Source organism: Streptomyces sp. NPDC005181 (assembly GCF_040608395.1).
In the GTDB taxonomy this organism is placed as follows: Bacteria; Actinomycetota; Actinomycetes; order Streptomycetales; family Streptomycetaceae; genus Streptomyces.
Map to the genome: position 1 here is coordinate 1 of NZ_JBEXID010000053.1, position 16,837 is coordinate 16,837.

Below are 16,837 nucleotides of genomic sequence, written 5' to 3' on the forward strand. Positions count from 1 at the left end.
GCATTTTCAGCCCGTGCCGCTAGCCGCAACGCGCTGACCAGCATCGATCCCCGACCTGACCCACCGAAACCCCGCCGAACTGTGGAAGCCGGGTCCCAGGGTGGGTAAGTATTCACTCACCTCTGGAGTGAGTGGATACTCACCACGCGTCAAGCCTCATTGGAGTGCACATGGAGCAGAAGCCGGCCCGCGTCCGCATCATCGACGCCGCCCACCAGCTGATGCTCACCATCGGCCTGGCCCGGGCCACCACCAAGGAGATCGCCAGGGCCGCGGGCTGCTCGGAGGCGGCGCTCTACAAGCACTTCCCCAGCAAGGAAGAGCTGTTCGTGGCGGTGCTCAAGGAGCGGCTGCCCAAGCTCAACCCACTGCTGCGGCGGTTGACCGCCGACCCGGGGGCGGGGGAGCGGACCGTCGAGGAGAACCTCACCGACATCGCCCGCGAGGCTGCGCGTTTCTACGCCCAGAGCTTCCCGATCGCGGCCTCGCTCTACGCCGAGCCGCGGCTCAAGAACCGCCACGACGCGGCCCTGCGCGAGCTCGGCACCGGCCCGCACATGCCGATCCGGGGCCTTGCCGGCTACCTGCGCAGCGAACAGGCGGCCGGCCGGGTGCGGCCCGGCGCCGACACCTACGCGGCCGCGTCGCTGCTGCTCGGCGCCTGCGTCCAGCGCGCGTTCGCGTACGACGCGACGGAGGAGGGCCGACCGCCGCAGTCACTGGACGAGTTCGCCGCCTCCGTCGCGCGGACGGTGCTGCACGGGATCGGCACACAGACCTGAGCCGATACACAGAGAAGGCCCAGGCCCATAAGGGTGCCCGGAGGGGGCGGCTAGTCGGCCGGCTTCGCCAGCCAGTCGTCGACTCCCGCCAGCAGCCGTGCCCGCACGTCGGAGGGCGCTGCCGACCCCCGCACCGACTGCCGCGCCAGCTCCGCCAGCTCCTCGTCGGTGAATGCGTGGTGACGTCGTACGAGCTCGTACTGCGCGGCGAGGCGGGACCCGAAGAGCAGCGGATCGTCCGCGCCGAGCGCCATCGGCACCCCGGCCTCGAACAGAGTGCGCAGGGGTACGTCCGCAGGCTTCTCGTAGACACCCAGGGCCACATTCGACGCCGGGCACACTTCGCAGGTCACCCCGCGCTCCGCAAGCTTGCGCAGCAGCCGCGGGTCCTCGGCGGCCCGAACGCCGTGGCCGATCCTGGCCGCGTCGAGGTCGTCCAGGCAGTCCCGCACGCTCGAAGGGCCGGCCAGTTCGCCACCGTGCGGGGTCGCCAGCAGGCCGCCCTCCCTGGCGATGGCGAAGGCCCGGTCGAAGTCGCGCGCCATCCCGCGGCGCTCGTCGTTGGAGAGCCCGAAGCCGACGACACCCCGGTCCGCGTAGCGCACCGCGAGCCGGGCCAGCGTCCGTGCGTCCAGCGGGTGCTTCATCCGGTTCGCCGCGATCACCACACGGATCCCGAGCCCGGTCTCGCGCGCCGCGGAGTCCACCGCGTCCAGGATGATCTCGATCGCCGGGATGAGTCCGCCGAGCAGCGGGGCGTACGAGGTGGGGTCGACCTGGATCTCCAGCCAGCCGGAGCCGTCCGCGACGTCCTCCTGGGCACTCTCGCGCACGAGCCGCTGGATGTCCTCGGGCGACCGCAGGCAGGACCGGGCGATGTCGTAGAGCCGCTGGAAGCGGAACCAGCCGCGCTCGTCCGTCGCGCGCAGCCTGGGCGGCTCGCCGCTGGTCAGCGCCTCGGGCAGCCGTACGCCGTACTTGTCGGCGAGTTCGAGCAGTGTCGTGGGCCGCATCGACCCGGTGAAATGCAAGTGCAGGTGGGCCTTGGGCAACAGCCGTACGTCACGCTCCATTCGAAGATCCTGCCGCACCCGTGGGCTGTCGCGGTAGCGGGTTTCCCCATCGAGTTGGCTCTCGAACGCAAGCTCGAACGGCAGCTCGATCGAAAACGTGAACAAAAAAGGTGCCCCGCGGCCTCGGCCGGGGGGCACCTGCGCGGCAGGGCGCGGAGGTCAGTCCTTCGCCTCGCCCAGCAGCTTCTGGAGCCGCGCCACGCCCTCGACGAGGTCCTCGTCGCCCAGTGCGTACGACAGCCGCAGGTAGCCCGGTGTGCCGAAGGCCTCGCCCGGAACGACCGCGACCTCGGCCTCGTCCAGGATCAGCGCCGCCAGCTCGACCGAGCTGGCCGGGCGCTTGCCGCGGATCTCCTTGCCGAGCAGCGCCTTCACCGACGGGTACGCGTAGAACGCGCCCTCGGGCTCCGGGCACAGCACGCCGTCGATCTCGTTGAGCATCCGCACGATGGTCTGCCGGCGGCGGTCGAAGGCGGTCCGCATCTCGGCGACCGCGTCCAGGCTCCCCGAGACGGCGGCCAGCGCGGCGACCTGAGCGACGTTGGAGACGTTGGACGTGGCGTGCGACTGCAGGTTGGTCGCGGCCTTGACGACATCCTTCGGGCCGATGAGCCAGCCGACGCGCCAGCCGGTCATGGCGTAGGTCTTGGCGACACCGTTGACCACGATGCACTTGTCGCGCAGGGCGGGCACGAGCGCGGGCAGCGAGGTGAACGTCGCGGTGCCGTAGACCAGGTGCTCGTAGATCTCGTCGGTCAGCACCCACAGACCGTGCTCGACGGCCCACTCGCCGATCGCCTTGGCGTCGGCCTCGCTGTACACCGCACCGGTCGGGTTCGACGGGGAGACGAACAGAACGACCTTCGTGCGCTCGGTGCGCGCCGCCTCCAGCTGCTCGACGGAGACCCGGTAGCCGGTGGTCTCGTCGGCCACGACCTCCACCGGGACACCGCCGGCAAGACGGATCGACTCGGGGTAGGTGGTCCAGTAGGGCGCAGGGACGATGACCTCGTCGCCCGGGTCGAGGATCGCGGCGAACGCCTCGTAGATTGCCTGCTTGCCGCCATTGGTCACCAGGATCTGGGAGGCGTCGACCTGGTAACCGGAGTCGCGCAGCGTCTTCTCTGCAATGGCGGCCTTGAGCTCGGGGAGCCCGCCCGCCGGGGTGTAGCGGTGGTACTTCGGGTTGCGGCAGGCCTCGACCGCGGCATCGACGATGTAGCCGGGGGTCGGGAAGTCGGGCTCACCGGCACCGAAGCCGATCACCGGACGGCCGGCGGCCTTGAGGGCCTTGGCCTTGGCGTCGACGGCCAGAGTGGCGGACTCGGAGATTGCACCGATGCGGGCTGAGACCCGGCGCTCGGAGGGAGAAGTTGCAGCGCTCATGGGCCTCATGCTCCCAGACCGCAATCCCTGCCGGCACATGGGTTTCAGGGACCGGACAGCACCCGGACAGCATGCGGACAAGAACCGGACAGGAGTTGTCCGGAGCTATCTGTTCGACGCCGGGCCGCTGAGCACGTACACTCACCTGTCGTTGGCCTTCACCAGCCACACCGTTCCTGCACCCGGAGCATCGGGGAAGATGCGGTAGGTTGGTGGAAACCACAAAGGGTCGTAGCTCAATTGGTAGAGCACTGGTCTCCAAAACCAGCGGTTGGGGGTTCAAGTCCCTCCGGCCCTGCTACACACTCCTTCGCCAGGATGTGTGCGCATGTACGTACTTCAATGCACCGCCGTGCGGCTCCACCGGGCGCGGCACGGCCATGACCCGGAATCAGGTGAGTAGCGTGACGGACGCCGTGGGCTCCATCGACATGCCTGATGCCGAGGACGAAGTACCCGAGTCGAAGAAGAGGACTCGGAAGGGCGGCAAGCGCGGTAAGAAGGGCCCCATGGGCCGTCTCGCGCTGTTCTACCGCCAGATCGTCGCCGAGTTGCGCAAGGTTGTCTGGCCGACTCGCAACCAGCTGACGACGTACACGTCCGTGGTGATTGTCTTCGTGGTCGTCATGATTGGTCTTGTGACCGTGATTGACTTCGGATTCCAGCGGGTCATCAAGTACGTCTTCGGCTGATCCCGCGGAGGGCGCCTCATGGGCGCCCCTTTCGCATGTTCCACCCATTTGTATCCAGGAAGAAGCAGCCACCGTGTCTGACCCGAACCTGAACGACGCTGTCGAGCCGACGGCGGGCGCCTTCGAGTCCGCCGAGGCCGAGGCCGAGATCGTCGAGGCGGCTGACGCTGTGGAGCCGGACCAGGCCGAAGCTGCCGACGCCGACGCCGCGGGTGAGCCCGCCGTGAACGTCGAGGACGAGGCCGCCGAGGACGACTCCGATGAGGAGTCCGGCGAGGACGAGGCCGCCGAGGACGACGACGAGACCGAGGAAGAGGCCGAGCCGGCCGCTCCCATCGACGCCGTCACCGCTCTGCGTGAAGAGCTCCGTGGTCTCCCCGGCGAGTGGTACGTCATCCACACGTACGCCGGTTACGAGAAGCGTGTGAAGGCCAACCTGGAGCAGCGCGCCGTCTCGCTCAACGTCGAGGACTTCATCTACCAGGCCGAAGTGCCCGAGGAAGAGATCGTCCAGATCAAGAACGGCGAGCGGAAGAACGTCCGTCAGAACAAGCTCCCGGGTTACGTCCTGGTGCGCATGGACCTGACGAACGAGTCCTGGGGCGTCGTGCGCAACACTCCCGGTGTCACCGGCTTCGTGGGCAACGCCTACGACCCGTACCCGCTGACCCTGGACGAGATCGTCAAGATGCTCGCCCCGGAGGCCGAGGAGAAGGCCGCCCGCGAGGCTGCCGAGGCCGAGGGCAAGCCGGTTCCGTCCCGCAAGGTCGAGGTCCAGGTGCTGGACTTCGAGGTGGGCGACTCGGTCACCGTCACCGACGGCCCGTTCGCGACGCTGCAGGCGACGATCAACGAGATCAACGCCGACTCGAAGAAGGTCAAGGGCCTCGTCGAGATCTTCGGTCGCGAGACCCCGGTCGAGCTCAGCTTCGACCAGATCCAGAAGAACTGACGGTTTTCGCCGACTTCTGGACACATGCCTACCGAGCAGGTCAGACAGGCTGTAGAGCCTCTCTGACCTGCTCGGTTTTTGGTCGCGCAGCTATACCCGTTATCGTTGTGCGGTATGCCTGCATCCGGATGATCCGGATGACGGCGAAAAACTCTCACTAGGACCCGGAGAGAGCAATGCCTCCCAAGAAGAAGAAGAAGGTCACGGGGCTTATCAAGCTCCAGATCAACGCCGGCGCGGCCAACCCGGCCCCGCCGGTCGGCCCCGCGCTCGGCCAGCACGGCGTCAACATCATGGAGTTCTGCAAGGCCTACAACGCCGCGACCGAGTCGCAGCGTGGCATGGTCGTGCCGGTGGAGATCACGGTCTACGACGACCGCTCCTTCACCTTCGTGACGAAGACCCCGCCGGCTGCCAAGCTCATCCTCAAGGCCGCAGGTGTGGACAAGGGCTCCGGCGAGCCGCACAAGACCAAGGTCGCGAAGCTCACGAGCGCCCAGGTCCGCGAGATCGCCACGGTCAAGATGCCCGACCTGAACGCCAACGACCTGGACGCCGCGTCGAAGATCATCGCCGGCACCGCCCGTTCCATGGGCATCACGGTCGAGGGCTGATCAGCCCCGTAGTCCCCCAGTGGTAGGGCCAAGCGCTGGCCCGTACCACGCCTCCACACTTGAAACCACAGGAGCAGCAGTGAAGCGCAGCAAGAACCTCCGCGCTGCGGACGCCAAGATCGACCGGGAGCGCAACTACGCCCCCCTCGAGGCCGTCCGTCTCGCCAAGGACACCGCCAGCACCAAGTTCGACGGCACCGTCGAGGTCGCGTTCTGCCTGGGTGTAGACCCGCGCAAGGCCGACCAGATGGTCCGTGGCACCGTGAACCTCCCGCACGGCACCGGCAAGACCGCCCGGGTCCTGGTCTTCGCGACCGGTGACCGTGCTGCGGCCGCGGAAGCCGCGGGCGCCGACATCGTCGGCGCCGACGAGCTCATCGACGAGGTGGCGAAGGGCCGTCTGGACTTCGACGCCGTCGTCGCCACTCCGGACCTCATGGGCAAGGTCGGCCGCCTCGGCCGCGTGCTCGGTCCGCGTGGTCTGATGCCGAACCCGAAGACGGGCACCGTCACCCCCGACGTCGTGAAGGCTGTCAACGAGATCAAGGGCGGCAAGATCGAGTTCCGCGTCGACAAGCACTCGAACCTGCACTTCATCATCGGCAAGGTCTCCTTCGACGAGACGAAGCTGGTCGAGAACTACGCCGCGGCGCTGGACGAGATTCTCCGTCTCAAGCCGTCCGCCGCCAAGGGCCGCTACATCAAGAAGGCCACCCTGGCCACCACGATGGGCCCCGGCATCCCGCTGGACGCCAACCGCACCCGTAACCTCCTCGCCGAGGAGGACCCGGCCGCCGTCTGAGCCTTCGCGCTCGGCGACAAGCCGCGTCACGTGTGACATGGGACGGGCCCCGCAACCTTTCGAGGTGCGGGGCCCGTCCTCGTTTTTGTACGCAGCAGTGGCGGTCGGAACCGTGCGTTAGCGTGAAGCGACCGTAAGGAGCGAGGGGTGGAGAACAAGGTGACGACCATGACCGTGCGACGCGTGTGTCTGTCGGCTGCGGTGGCAGTGGCGCTGACGTCGGTGGCGGCCTGCGGGGGAGGGGACGACACCAGCAGCGGCAAGAGCGGCGCCGGTGGCGTCGTCAAGGCCGACCCGATCGCGGCGCTGCGCAGTGTGCAGAAGAAGACCAGCGGTGCCAGCTCGGCGAGGATCGAAGGCACCACGGTGATGGGCACGACGATGTCCATGAAGCAGACCGGTGTCATGGACTGGTCCGACGGCATGACCGGCTCGATGAAGATCACGTACACCGGCGGCACCATGGGCGATGCGCTGAAGCAGTCCGGCGGCGACGGCACGATGCAGGCCCGCTACTTCAAGGACGGGTACGTCGCCAACATGGGCGAGGCGTTCGCGAGGCAGTCGGGCGGCAAGCACTGGATCCGCTACTCCTACGACGACCTGGCCAAGCTGGCGGGCGCCTCCGGCGAGGTGATGAAGGACCAGCTGCAGAGCAGCACCCCCGGCCAGGGAGTGAAGGCACTGCTGGCCTCGGGCGACGTGAAGAAGGTCGGCCAGGAGGACGTACGGGGCGTCACCACGACGCACTACTCCGGCACGGTCGACGTCGCCGAGCTGACCGCGAAGAACTCCGCCATCGATGCCGATCAGCTCGCCGAGTTCAAGAAGCAGCTGAGCGACGCCGGCATCACGACGGAGAAGGTCGACATCTGGGTCGACAAGGACGATCTGCTGGTGAAGAAGACCGAGCGCGGCCGGATGAAGACCGGCGAGCTGAACTCCACGGTGTTCTACAGCGACTACGGCACCGACGTCACGGTCGAGGAGCCCCCGGCCTCCGACACCGTCGACTTCCAGAAGCTCCTGGAGCAGCAGCAGGGCAGCACCGCGGGCGCGTCTTAAACCTCCCGCACCGCCCGAACCGGGACGGATTTGCTCGGCGCGACCCCGGTCGCGTACTCTCCTACAGAAGCCAAAGACCGCTGGTCGTTGCTGTGCTCTCGCAAGAGGGGACAGTGACCGAAGGATCCGTTGAGTGCGGACGACCTGCGCAGGTGACTGTGGAAAGCTCCCGGACCTCGTCCGGTCGAGCTGCGCCCTGGCACTTGTGCCGGGGCGTTTCGTCTTTCCCGGCCCCTTCTGAGCGGTCCTCATCACCCGGAAGGAGGCCGACGCTCATGGCAAGGCCCGACAAGGCTGCCGCGGTAGCCGAGCTCGCGGACCAGTTCCGCAGCTCGAACGCCGCTGTGCTGACCGAGTACCGGGGTCTCACCGTGGCACAGCTCAAGCAGCTGCGCCGTTCGCTCGGTGAGAACGCCCAGTACGCCGTGGTGAAGAACACGCTGACCAAGATTGCGGCCAACGAGGCCGGGATCGACACGCTGGACGACCTGTTCGCAGGTCCGACGGCGGTTGCCTTCGTCACCGGTGACCCGGTGGAGTCGGCGAAGGGTCTTCGTGACTTCGCCAAGGACAACCCGAACCTCATCATCAAGGGCGGTGTCCTTGACGGTAAGGCGCTGTCCGCCGATGAGATCAAGAAGCTTGCGGACCTCGAGTCCCGCGAGGTTCTGCTCGCCAAGGTGGCCGGTGGAATCAAGGCGTCGATGGCCAAGGCCGCGGCGACTTTCCAGGCCCCTCTGTCGGAGTTCGTCCGCACCGCGGACGCCCTTCGCGCCAAGGTCGAGCAGGGCGGTGCCGGTACGCCGGCTCCCGCCGACGCCGAGGTGGCGGAGTAACACTCCGCCCCACGGCTCGCAGCGGGCCCGTACGCCCGCCTTCATATACACCCGGCACCTGCCGACTTAGTGGAAGGACGCCATCATGGCGAAGCTGTCCCAGGACGAGCTGCTCGAGCAGTTCGAGACCCTGACCCTCATCGAGCTCTCCGAGTTCGTCAAGGCGTTCGAGGAGAAGTTCGACGTCAAGGCTGCCGCTCCGGTCGCCGTTGCCGCCGCCGGTGGCGCTGCTGCCGCCGCCGAGGCCGTCGAGGAGCAGGACGAGTTCGACGTCATCCTCACCGGCGCCGGCGAGAAGAAGATCCAGGTCATCAAGGTCGTGCGTGAGCTGACCTCGCTGGGTCTCAAGGAGGCCAAGGACCTCGTCGACGGCACCCCGAAGCCGGTCCTCGAGAAGGTCGCGAAGGAGGCCGCCGAGAAGGCTGCCGAGTCCCTCAAGGCCGCTGGCGCCTCGGTCGAGGTCAAGTGACCCTGAGAGTCTTCTGACTCGTCTGGACTGCTCGTGCCGCACGGCACGGACGTCACATCGCGAAGGGCGATCACCCATCCGGGTGGTCGCCTTTCGGCGTACCCGAGGCGCTCGCCTTGCTCTTCCGTGGCTGACGAGTAGGGTGATCTTCGCCGTACGCCTCTGACGGAGGCTTGCGGCCGGTGCCGAGGGGCGGCGGATGAGGGTCTCGGGGCTCTGTCCTGGCAGGGGGGCCTTGACGAACCGCACGCGGCGCGCAATTCTCAGGACGCGTCGTCACATCGATCCGGATCCGAGGCATGGATCGTTGACGAAGAGGGCAGTAAAGAAGAGCGCATCCGCGCGAGGGCGATTCATAGGTGTTGAGAACAGCTGTTGCGAGCTTCGAGGGTCTCTGAGAACCCGGACTGGACATCAGTGTGCCGTTTGGCTACACTGACCCTTTGCGCTGCCTGTTAGCTGCCTCCTGCCCGTCACCAGGGGCATGCCCACGCTTGAGCACCGATGACTGATTCTCCACTGACCTGGGATTTCCGTCTTCGTGTCCAACGTGGGACCGGTACGCGCGTAGTGAGTCCGAGCCCTCGGAAGGACCCCCTCTTGGCCGCCTCGCGCAACGCCTCGACCGCGAATACGAACAACGGTGCCAGCACCGCCCCGCTGCGCATCTCTTTTGCAAAGATCAAGGAGCCCCTCGAGGTTCCGAACCTCCTCGCGCTGCAGACCGAGAGCTTTGACTGGCTCCTCGGCAATGCCGCGTGGAAGGCTCGCGTCGAGGCTGCTCTGGACAGTGGACAAGACGTCCCCACCAAGTCCGGCCTGGAGGAAATCTTCGAGGAGATTTCACCGATTGAGGACTTCTCCGGGTCGATGTCGCTTACGTTCCGCGACCACCGCTTCGAGCCCCCGAAGAACTCGATCGACGAGTGCAAGGAGCGCGACTTCACGTTCGCCGCCCCGCTCTTCGTCACGGCCGAGTTCACCAACAACGAGACCGGCGAGATCAAGTCCCAGACGGTCTTCATGGGCGACTTCCCGCTCATGACCAACAAGGGCACCTTCGTCATCAACGGCACCGAGCGTGTCGTCGTGTCGCAGCTCGTGCGCTCGCCGGGTGTCTACTTCGACTCCTCGATCGACAAGACGTCCGACAAGGACATCTTCTCCGCCAAGATCATCCCGTCCCGGGGTGCCTGGCTGGAGATGGAGATCGACAAGCGCGACATGGTCGGTGTCCGCATCGACCGCAAGCGCAAGCAGTCCGTGACCGTTCTCCTGAAGGCTCTCGGTTGGACCACCGAGCAGATCCTCGAGGAGTTCGGCGAGTACGAGTCCATGCGCGCCACCCTGGAGAAGGACCACACCCAGGGCCAGGACGACGCGCTCCTCGACATCTACCGCAAGCTGCGCCCGGGCGAGCCGCCCACCCGCGAGGCTGCTCAGACGCTGCTCGAGAACCTCTACTTCAACCCGAAGCGCTACGACCTCGCGAAGGTCGGCCGCTACAAGGTGAACAAGAAGCTCGGCGCCGAAGAGCCGCTGGACGCCGGCGTGCTCACCTCCGACGACGTCATCGCGACCATCAAGTACCTGGTCAAGCTGCACGCCGGGGAGACCGAGACGGTCGGTGAGTCCGGTCGTTCGATCGTCGTCGAGACCGACGACATCGACCACTTCGGCAACCGTCGCCTGCGTAACGTCGGCGAGCTCATCCAGAACCAGGTCCGTACGGGTCTCGCCCGTATGGAGCGCGTCGTGCGTGAGCGCATGACGACCCAGGACGTCGAGGCGATCACGCCGCAGACCCTGATCAACATCCGGCCGGTCGTCGCCTCCATCAAGGAGTTCTTCGGCACCAGCCAGCTGTCGCAGTTCATGGACCAGAACAACCCGCTGTCGGGCCTCACCCACAAGCGCCGTCTGTCGGCTCTTGGTCCGGGTGGTCTCTCCCGCGAGCGGGCCGGCTTCGAGGTCCGTGACGTGCACCCGTCCCACTACGGTCGCATGTGCCCGATCGAGACCCCTGAAGGCCCGAACATCGGTCTGATCGGTTCGCTCGCCTCGTACGGACGTGTCAACGCGTTCGGCTTCATCGAGACGCCGTACCGCAAGGTCGTCGACGGCCGGGTCACCGACGAGGTCGACTACATCACCGCCGACGAGGAAGACCGCTTCGTGATCGCCCAGGCGAACGCGACGCTCTCCGAGGACATGCGGTTCACCGAGCCCCGCGTCCTGGTCCGCCGTCGTGGCGGAGAGGTCGACTACATCCCGGGCGACGACGTCGACTACATGGACGTCTCGCCGCGCCAGATGGTGTCCGTCGCCACCGCGATGATCCCCTTCCTGGAGCACGACGACGCCAACCGTGCCCTCATGGGCGCGAACATGATGCGTCAGGCGGTGCCGCTGATCAAGTCGGAGGCCCCGCTCGTCGGCACGGGCATGGAGTACCGCTGCGCCACCGACGCCGGTGACGTCCTGAAGGCCGAGAAGGACGGTGTCGTCCAGGAGGTCTCCGCGGACTACATCACCGTCACCAACGACGACGGCACGTACACCACGTACCGCATCGCCAAGTTCTCGCGCTCCAACCAGGGCACCTCGGTCAACCAGAAGGTCGTCGTCTCCGAGGGCGACCGGGTCATCGAGGGTCAGGTCCTCGCCGACGGGCCGGCCACCGAGAACGGTGAGATGGCGCTCGGCAAGAACCTGCTCGTGGCGTTCATGCCGTGGGAGGGTCACAACTACGAGGACGCGATCATCCTGTCGCAGCGCCTCGTGCAGGACGACGTCCTCTCCTCGATCCACATCGAGGAGCACGAGGTCGACGCCCGTGACACCAAGCTCGGCCCGGAGGAGATCACCCGGGACATCCCGAACGTCTCCGAAGAGGTCCTCGCGGACCTCGACGAGCGCGGCATCATCCGTATCGGTGCCGAGGTCGTCGCCGGTGACATCCTCGTCGGCAAGGTCACGCCCAAGGGCGAGACCGAGCTGACCCCCGAGGAGCGTCTGCTCCGCGCGATCTTCGGTGAGAAGGCGCGCGAGGTGCGCGACACCTCGCTGAAGGTCCCGCACGGCGAGATCGGCAAGGTCATCGGCGTCCGCGTCTTCGACCGCGAAGAGGGCGACGAGCTGCCGCCGGGCGTGAACCAGCTGGTCCGCGTCTACGTCGCGCAGAAGCGCAAGATCACCGATGGTGACAAGCTTGCCGGCCGTCACGGCAACAAGGGCGTCATCTCGAAGATCCTCCCGATCGAGGACATGCCGTTCCTGGAGGACGGCACCCCGGTCGACATCATCCTCAACCCGCTGGGTGTCCCCTCCCGAATGAACCCGGGACAGGTCCTGGAGATCCACCTCGGCTGGCTCGCCAGCCGCGGCTGGGACGTCTCCGGCCTCGGTGACGAGTGGGCCAAGCGCCTGCAGGCCATCGGCGCCGACCAGGTCGCCCCCGGCACCAACGTCGCCACGCCCGTCTTCGACGGTGCGCGCGAGGACGAGATCTCCGGTCTCTTCGAGGCCACGATCCCGAACCGCGACGGCGACCGCCTGGTGCAGCCCTCCGGCAAGGCCCATCTGTTCGACGGCCGCTCCGGCGAGCCGTTCCCGGAGCCGGTTTCGGTCGGGTACATGTACATCCTCAAGCTCCACCACCTCGTCGACGACAAGCTGCACGCTCGCTCGACGGGTCCCTACTCCATGATCACCCAGCAGCCGCTGGGTGGTAAGGCTCAGTTCGGTGGACAGCGCTTCGGTGAGATGGAGGTGTGGGCGCTGGAGGCATATGGCGCCGCTTACGCCCTCCAGGAGCTGCTGACGATCAAGTCCGACGACGTGACCGGCCGCGTGAAGGTCTACGAGGCCATCGTCAAGGGCGAGAACATCCCCGAGCCGGGCATCCCCGAGTCCTTCAAGGTGCTCATCAAGGAAATGCAGTCGCTCTGCCTCAACGTGGAGGTGCTCTCCTCGGACGGCATGTCCATCGAGATGCGTGACACGGACGAGGACGTCTTCCGCGCGGCGGAGGAGCTCGGTATCGACCTGTCCCGGCGCGAGCCGAGCAGCGTCGAAGAGGTCTGACGGGTCTGGCCGGGGCCTCGCTCATGAGGCCCCGGCCCTGCCCCGGACCCGTTCAGACCATTGATTGAGACTCGACCCCGAAAGAGGGATTGACGACAAGTGCTCGACGTCAACTTCTTCGACGAGCTGCGGATCGGCCTTGCCACCGCGGACGACATCCGGACCTGGTCGCACGGCGAAGTGAAGAAGCCGGAGACCATCAACTACCGCACGCTCAAGCCCGAGAAGGACGGACTCTTCTGCGAGAAGATCTTCGGTCCGACCCGGGACTGGGAGTGCTACTGCGGCAAGTACAAGCGTGTCCGCTTCAAGGGCATCATTTGTGAGCGTTGTGGCGTGGAGGTCACGCGCGCCAAGGTGCGTCGTGAGCGCATGGGCCACATCGAGCTTGCCGCTCCCGTCACCCATATCTGGTACTTCAAGGGCGTCCCGTCGCGCCTCGGCTACCTGCTTGATCTCGCGCCGAAGGACCTCGAAAAGGTCATCTACTTCGCCGCGTACATGATCACGTTCGTGGACGAGGAGCGCCGTACGCGTGACCTGCCCTCGCTGGAGGCGCACGTCTCCGTCGAGCGTCAGCAGGTGGAGAACCGTCGCGACTCCGACCTGGAGGCCCGCGCCAAGAAGCTCGAGACCGACCTGGCCGAGCTCGAGGCCGAGGGCGCCAAGGCCGACGTGCGCCGCAAGGTGCGCGAAGGTGCCGAGCGTGAGATGAAGCAGCTGCGCGACCGTGCGCAGCGCGAGATCGACCGTCTCGACGAGGTGTGGAACCGCTTCAAGAACCTCAAGGTCCAGGACCTCGAGGGCGACGAGCTGCTCTACCGCGAGCTGCGTGACCGCTTCGGCACGTACTTCGACGGCTCCATGGGTGCCGCTGCCCTGCAGAAGCGCCTGGAGTCCTTCGACCTCAACGAGGAGGCCGAGCGCCTCCGCGAGATCATCCGTACCGGCAAGGGCCAGAAGAAGACCCGTGCGCTCAAGCGCCTCAAGGTCGTCTCCGCGTTCCTGCAGACCAGCAACAGCCCCAAGGGCATGGTGCTCGACTGCGTGCCGGTCATCCCGCCGGACCTGCGTCCGATGGTGCAGCTGGACGGTGGCCGCTTCGCGACCTCCGACCTGAACGACCTGTACCGCCGCGTGATCAACCGCAACAACCGCCTCAAGCGTCTCCTTGACCTCGGTGCCCCCGAGATCATCGTGAACAACGAGAAGCGGATGCTGCAGGAGGCCGTCGACGCGCTGTTCGACAACGGCCGCCGTGGTCGCCCGGTCACCGGTCCCGGTAACCGCCCGCTGAAGTCCCTGAGCGACATGCTCAAGGGCAAGCAGGGTCGTTTCCGTCAGAACCTTCTCGGTAAGCGTGTGGACTACTCCGCGCGTTCCGTGATCGTCGTCGGTCCGCAGCTGAAGCTGCACCAGTGCGGTCTGCCGAAGGCCATGGCACTGGAGCTCTTCAAGCCGTTCGTGATGAAGCGCCTGGTCGACCTGAACCACGCGCAGAACATCAAGTCGGCCAAGCGCATGGTCGAGCGCGGCCGCACCGTGGTGTACGACGTCCTCGAAGAGGTCATCGCTGAGCACCCGGTGCTGCTGAACCGTGCACCGACCCTGCACCGCCTCGGCATCCAGGCCTTCGAGCCGCAGCTGGTCGAGGGCAAGGCCATCCAGATCCACCCGCTCGTCTGCACCGCGTTCAACGCGGACTTCGACGGTGACCAGATGGCCGTGCACCTGCCGCTCTCCGCGGAGGCGCAGGCCGAGGCCCGCATCCTGATGCTGTCCTCGAACAACATCCTGAAGCCGGCCGACGGTCGTCCCGTCACCATGCCGACCCAGGACATGGTGCTGGGACTGTTCTTCCTCACCACGGACGAGGAGGAGCGCAAGGTCATCGGTCAGGGCCGCGCGTTCGGTTCCACCGCCGAGGCGATCATGGCGTTCGACGCCCGGGAGCTCTCGCTCCAGACGCAGGTCGACATCCGCTTCCCGGTGGGCACCATCCCGCCGCGCGGCTGGGTGCCGCCGGTCGCCGAAGAGGGCGAGCCCGAGTACCAGCCGGGTGACACCTTCCGGCTGCGTACGAGCCTGGGCCGCGCGCTCTTCAACGAGCTGCTGCCCGAGGACTACCCGTTCGTCGACTACTCGGTGGGCAAGAAGCAGCTCTCCGAGATCGTCAACGACCTGGCCGAGCGCTACCCCAAGGTCATCGTGGCGGCGACGCTCGACAACCTGAAGGCGGCCGGTTTCCACTGGGCGACCCGTTCCGGCGTCACCGTCTCCGTTTCGGACATCGTCGTGCCGGAGGCCAAGAAGGCCATCGTCCAGGGCTACGAGGCGCAGGACGAGAAGGTCCAGAAGCAGTACGAGCGCGGTCTGATCACCAAGGACGAACGCACGCAGGAACTCATCGCGATCTGGACCAAGGCGACCAACGAGGTTGCCGAGGCGATGAACGCGAACTTCCCGAAGACGAACCCCATCTTCATGATGGTTGACTCGGGTGCCCGAGGAAACATGATGCAGATGCGTCAGATCGCGGGTATGCGTGGTCTGGTGTCGAACGCGAAGAACGAGACGATCCCGCGTCCCATCAAGGCGTCGTTCCGTGAGGGCCTGACCGTTCTGGAGTACTTCATCTCCACGCACGGTGCCCGTAAGGGTCTGGCGGACACCGCCCTGCGTACCGCCGACTCGGGTTACCTGACCCGTCGTCTGGTGGACGTCTCGCAGGACGTGATCATTCGCGAGGAGGACTGCGGCACCGACCGCGGCCTCAAGCTGAAGATCGCCGTCAAGGGTGCGGACGGTGTGCTCCGCAAGACGGAGGACGTCGAGACCTCGGTCTACGCCCGCATGCTCGCCGAGGACGTCGTCGTCGACGGCAAGGTCATCGCGCCTGCCAACGTCGACCTCGGTGACGTCCTGATCGACGCCCTGGTGGGCGCCGGCGTCGAGGAGGTCAAGACCCGTTCGGTCCTGACCTGTGAGTCCGCGGTCGGCACCTGTGCCTTCTGCTACGGACGCTCGCTCGCCACCGGCAAGCTGGTCGACATCGGTGAGGCGGTCGGCATCATCGCCGCCCAGTCCATCGGTGAGCCCGGTACCCAGCTGACGATGCGTACCTTCCACACCGGTGGTGTGGCCGGTGACGACATCACCCAGGGTCTGCCCCGAGTCGTCGAGCTCTTCGAAGCCCGTACGCCCAAGGGTGTCGCCCCGATCTCGGAGGCGGCAGGCCGCATCCGGATCGAGGAGACCGAGAAGACCAAGAAGATCGTCGTCACCCCGGACGACGGCAGCGAAGAGACGCCGTTCCCGATCTCGAAGCGCGCCCGTCTGCTGGTGGGCGAGGGCGACCACGTCGAGGTGGGCCAGAAGCTCACCGTGGGTGCCACCAACCCGCACGACGTGCTGCGGATCCTCGGTCAGCGCGCGGTCCAGGTCCACCTGGTCGGCGAGGTCCAGAAGGTCTACAACTCGCAGGGTGTGTCGATCCACGACAAGCACATCGAGATCATCATCCGGCAGATGCTGCGCCGGGTGACGATCATCGAGTCCGGCGACGCGGAGCTGCTGCCGGGCGAGCTCGTCGAGCGCTCGAAGTTCGAGACCGAGAACCGTCGTGTGGTCACCGAGGGCGGTCACCCCGCCTCCGGCCGTCCGCAGCTGATGGGTATCACCAAGGCCTCGCTCGCCACCGAGTCGTGGCTGTCGGCGGCGTCCTTCCAGGAGACGACCAGGGTTCTGACCGACGCGGCGATCAACGCCAAGTCGGACTCCCTGATCGGCCTCAAGGAGAACGTCATCATCGGTAAGCTCATCCCGGCCGGTACGGGTCTGTCCCGCTACCGCAACATCCGGGTCGAGCCGACCGAGGAGGCCAAGGCCGCGATGTACTCGGCCGTCGGCTACGACGACATCGACTACTCGCCGTTCGGCACGGGCTCCGGCCAGGCCGTTCCGCTGGAGGACTACGACTACGGTCCGTACAACCAGTAAGGCGCGTGTCCCGTCCGCAGGGCGGTCACCCCGTTTCGCACGGGGTGGCCGCCCTGCGGCGTTGTCCGTCGGTGCGGGAAC

12 protein-coding genes and 1 tRNA gene are annotated in these 16,837 nt (G+C 66.6%); 11 read left to right on the plus strand and 2 right to left on the minus strand.

Annotation, left to right across the window (positions count from 1 at the left end; genetic code table 11):
* The first annotated feature begins 170 nt into the window (after positions 1-170).
* On the plus strand, positions 171-782 hold the full coding sequence (locus tag ABZV38_RS27305) for a TetR/AcrR family transcriptional regulator (RefSeq protein WP_356331109.1): 612 nt from the start codon (positions 171-173) through the stop codon (positions 780-782).
* A gap of 50 nt (positions 783-832) precedes the next feature.
* Here ABZV38_RS27305 and ABZV38_RS27310 read toward each other — a convergent pair whose 3' ends face one another.
* A complete protein-coding gene (locus ABZV38_RS27310; RefSeq protein ID WP_356331110.1) occupies positions 833-1,855 on the minus strand; it encodes an adenosine deaminase in 1,023 nt (340 codons plus the stop codon).
* A 159-nt stretch (positions 1,856-2,014) separates the two neighbouring features.
* Positions 2,015-3,241, minus strand: a complete 1,227-nt coding sequence (locus ABZV38_RS27315) for a pyridoxal phosphate-dependent aminotransferase (protein WP_356331111.1) — start codon at positions 3,239-3,241, stop codon at positions 2,015-2,017.
* A gap of 225 nt (positions 3,242-3,466) precedes the next feature.
* Here ABZV38_RS27315 and ABZV38_RS27320 point away from each other — a divergent pair.
* The 10 genes from ABZV38_RS27320 to ABZV38_RS27365 all read left to right on the plus strand — a co-directional run bounded on the left by ABZV38_RS27320 (position 3,467) and on the right by ABZV38_RS27365 (position 16,756).
* Positions 3,467-3,539: transfer RNA gene (locus ABZV38_RS27320), tRNA-Trp, on the plus strand.
* Between the two features lie 106 nt (positions 3,540-3,645).
* Positions 3,646-3,933, plus strand: a complete 288-nt coding sequence (secE, locus tag ABZV38_RS27325; RefSeq protein ID WP_267003030.1) for a preprotein translocase subunit SecE — start codon at positions 3,646-3,648, stop codon at positions 3,931-3,933.
* Between the two features lie 73 nt (positions 3,934-4,006).
* A complete protein-coding gene (gene nusG / locus ABZV38_RS27330; protein ID WP_356331112.1) occupies positions 4,007-4,885 on the plus strand; it encodes a transcription termination/antitermination protein NusG in 879 nt (292 codons plus the stop codon).
* Positions 4,886-5,061: 176 nt separating this feature from the next.
* Positions 5,062-5,499, plus strand: coding sequence for a 50S ribosomal protein L11 (gene rplK, locus ABZV38_RS27335; protein WP_356331113.1), 438 nt, complete (start codon positions 5,062-5,064; stop codon positions 5,497-5,499).
* A 79-nt stretch (positions 5,500-5,578) separates the two neighbouring features.
* Positions 5,579-6,301 (plus strand): 50S ribosomal protein L1, encoded by a 723-nt coding sequence (rplA, locus tag ABZV38_RS27340; protein WP_356331114.1) that lies wholly within the window; start codon positions 5,579-5,581, stop codon positions 6,299-6,301.
* Positions 6,302-6,469: 168 nt separating this feature from the next.
* Positions 6,470-7,366 carry a hypothetical protein gene (locus ABZV38_RS27345; RefSeq protein ID WP_356331115.1) on the plus strand — a complete coding sequence of 299 codons (897 nt, stop codon included), beginning with the start codon at positions 6,470-6,472 and terminating at the stop codon, positions 7,364-7,366.
* A 275-nt stretch (positions 7,367-7,641) separates the two neighbouring features.
* Positions 7,642-8,202 (plus strand): 50S ribosomal protein L10, encoded by a 561-nt coding sequence (rplJ, locus tag ABZV38_RS27350; RefSeq protein ID WP_030914107.1) that lies wholly within the window; start codon positions 7,642-7,644, stop codon positions 8,200-8,202.
* Positions 8,203-8,287: 85 nt separating this feature from the next.
* Positions 8,288-8,671 carry a 50S ribosomal protein L7/L12 gene (rplL, locus tag ABZV38_RS27355; RefSeq protein WP_030914109.1) on the plus strand — a complete coding sequence of 128 codons (384 nt, stop codon included), beginning with the start codon at positions 8,288-8,290 and terminating at the stop codon, positions 8,669-8,671.
* Positions 8,672-9,271: 600 nt separating this feature from the next.
* Complete coding sequence (gene rpoB, locus ABZV38_RS27360; RefSeq protein WP_352265674.1) at positions 9,272-12,757, plus strand: DNA-directed RNA polymerase subunit beta; 3,486 nt, start codon at positions 9,272-9,274, stop codon at positions 12,755-12,757.
* Between the two features lie 99 nt (positions 12,758-12,856).
* A complete protein-coding gene (locus ABZV38_RS27365; RefSeq protein ID WP_356331116.1) occupies positions 12,857-16,756 on the plus strand; it encodes a DNA-directed RNA polymerase subunit beta' in 3,900 nt (1,299 codons plus the stop codon).
* Positions 16,757-16,837: the final 81 nt, after the last annotated feature.

Excerpts from the sequence above, each read along its gene's own strand:
- ABZV38_RS27305 (WP_356331109.1), top strand. The coding sequence starts at position 171 with ATGGAGCAGAAGCCGGCCCGCGTCCGCATCATCGACGCCGCCCACCAG.
- ABZV38_RS27310 (WP_356331110.1), bottom strand. The coding sequence starts at position 1,855 with ATGGAGCGTGACGTACGGCTGTTGCCCAAGGCCCACCTGCACTTGCAT.
- ABZV38_RS27315 (WP_356331111.1), bottom strand. The coding sequence starts at position 3,241 with ATGAGCGCTGCAACTTCTCCCTCCGAGCGCCGGGTCTCAGCCCGCATC.
- rplK (WP_356331113.1), top strand. The coding sequence starts at position 5,062 with ATGCCTCCCAAGAAGAAGAAGAAGGTCACGGGGCTTATCAAGCTCCAG.
- ABZV38_RS27345 (WP_356331115.1), top strand. The coding sequence starts at position 6,470 with ATGACCGTGCGACGCGTGTGTCTGTCGGCTGCGGTGGCAGTGGCGCTG.
- rplJ (WP_030914107.1), top strand. The coding sequence starts at position 7,642 with ATGGCAAGGCCCGACAAGGCTGCCGCGGTAGCCGAGCTCGCGGACCAG.
- rplL (WP_030914109.1), top strand. The coding sequence starts at position 8,288 with ATGGCGAAGCTGTCCCAGGACGAGCTGCTCGAGCAGTTCGAGACCCTG.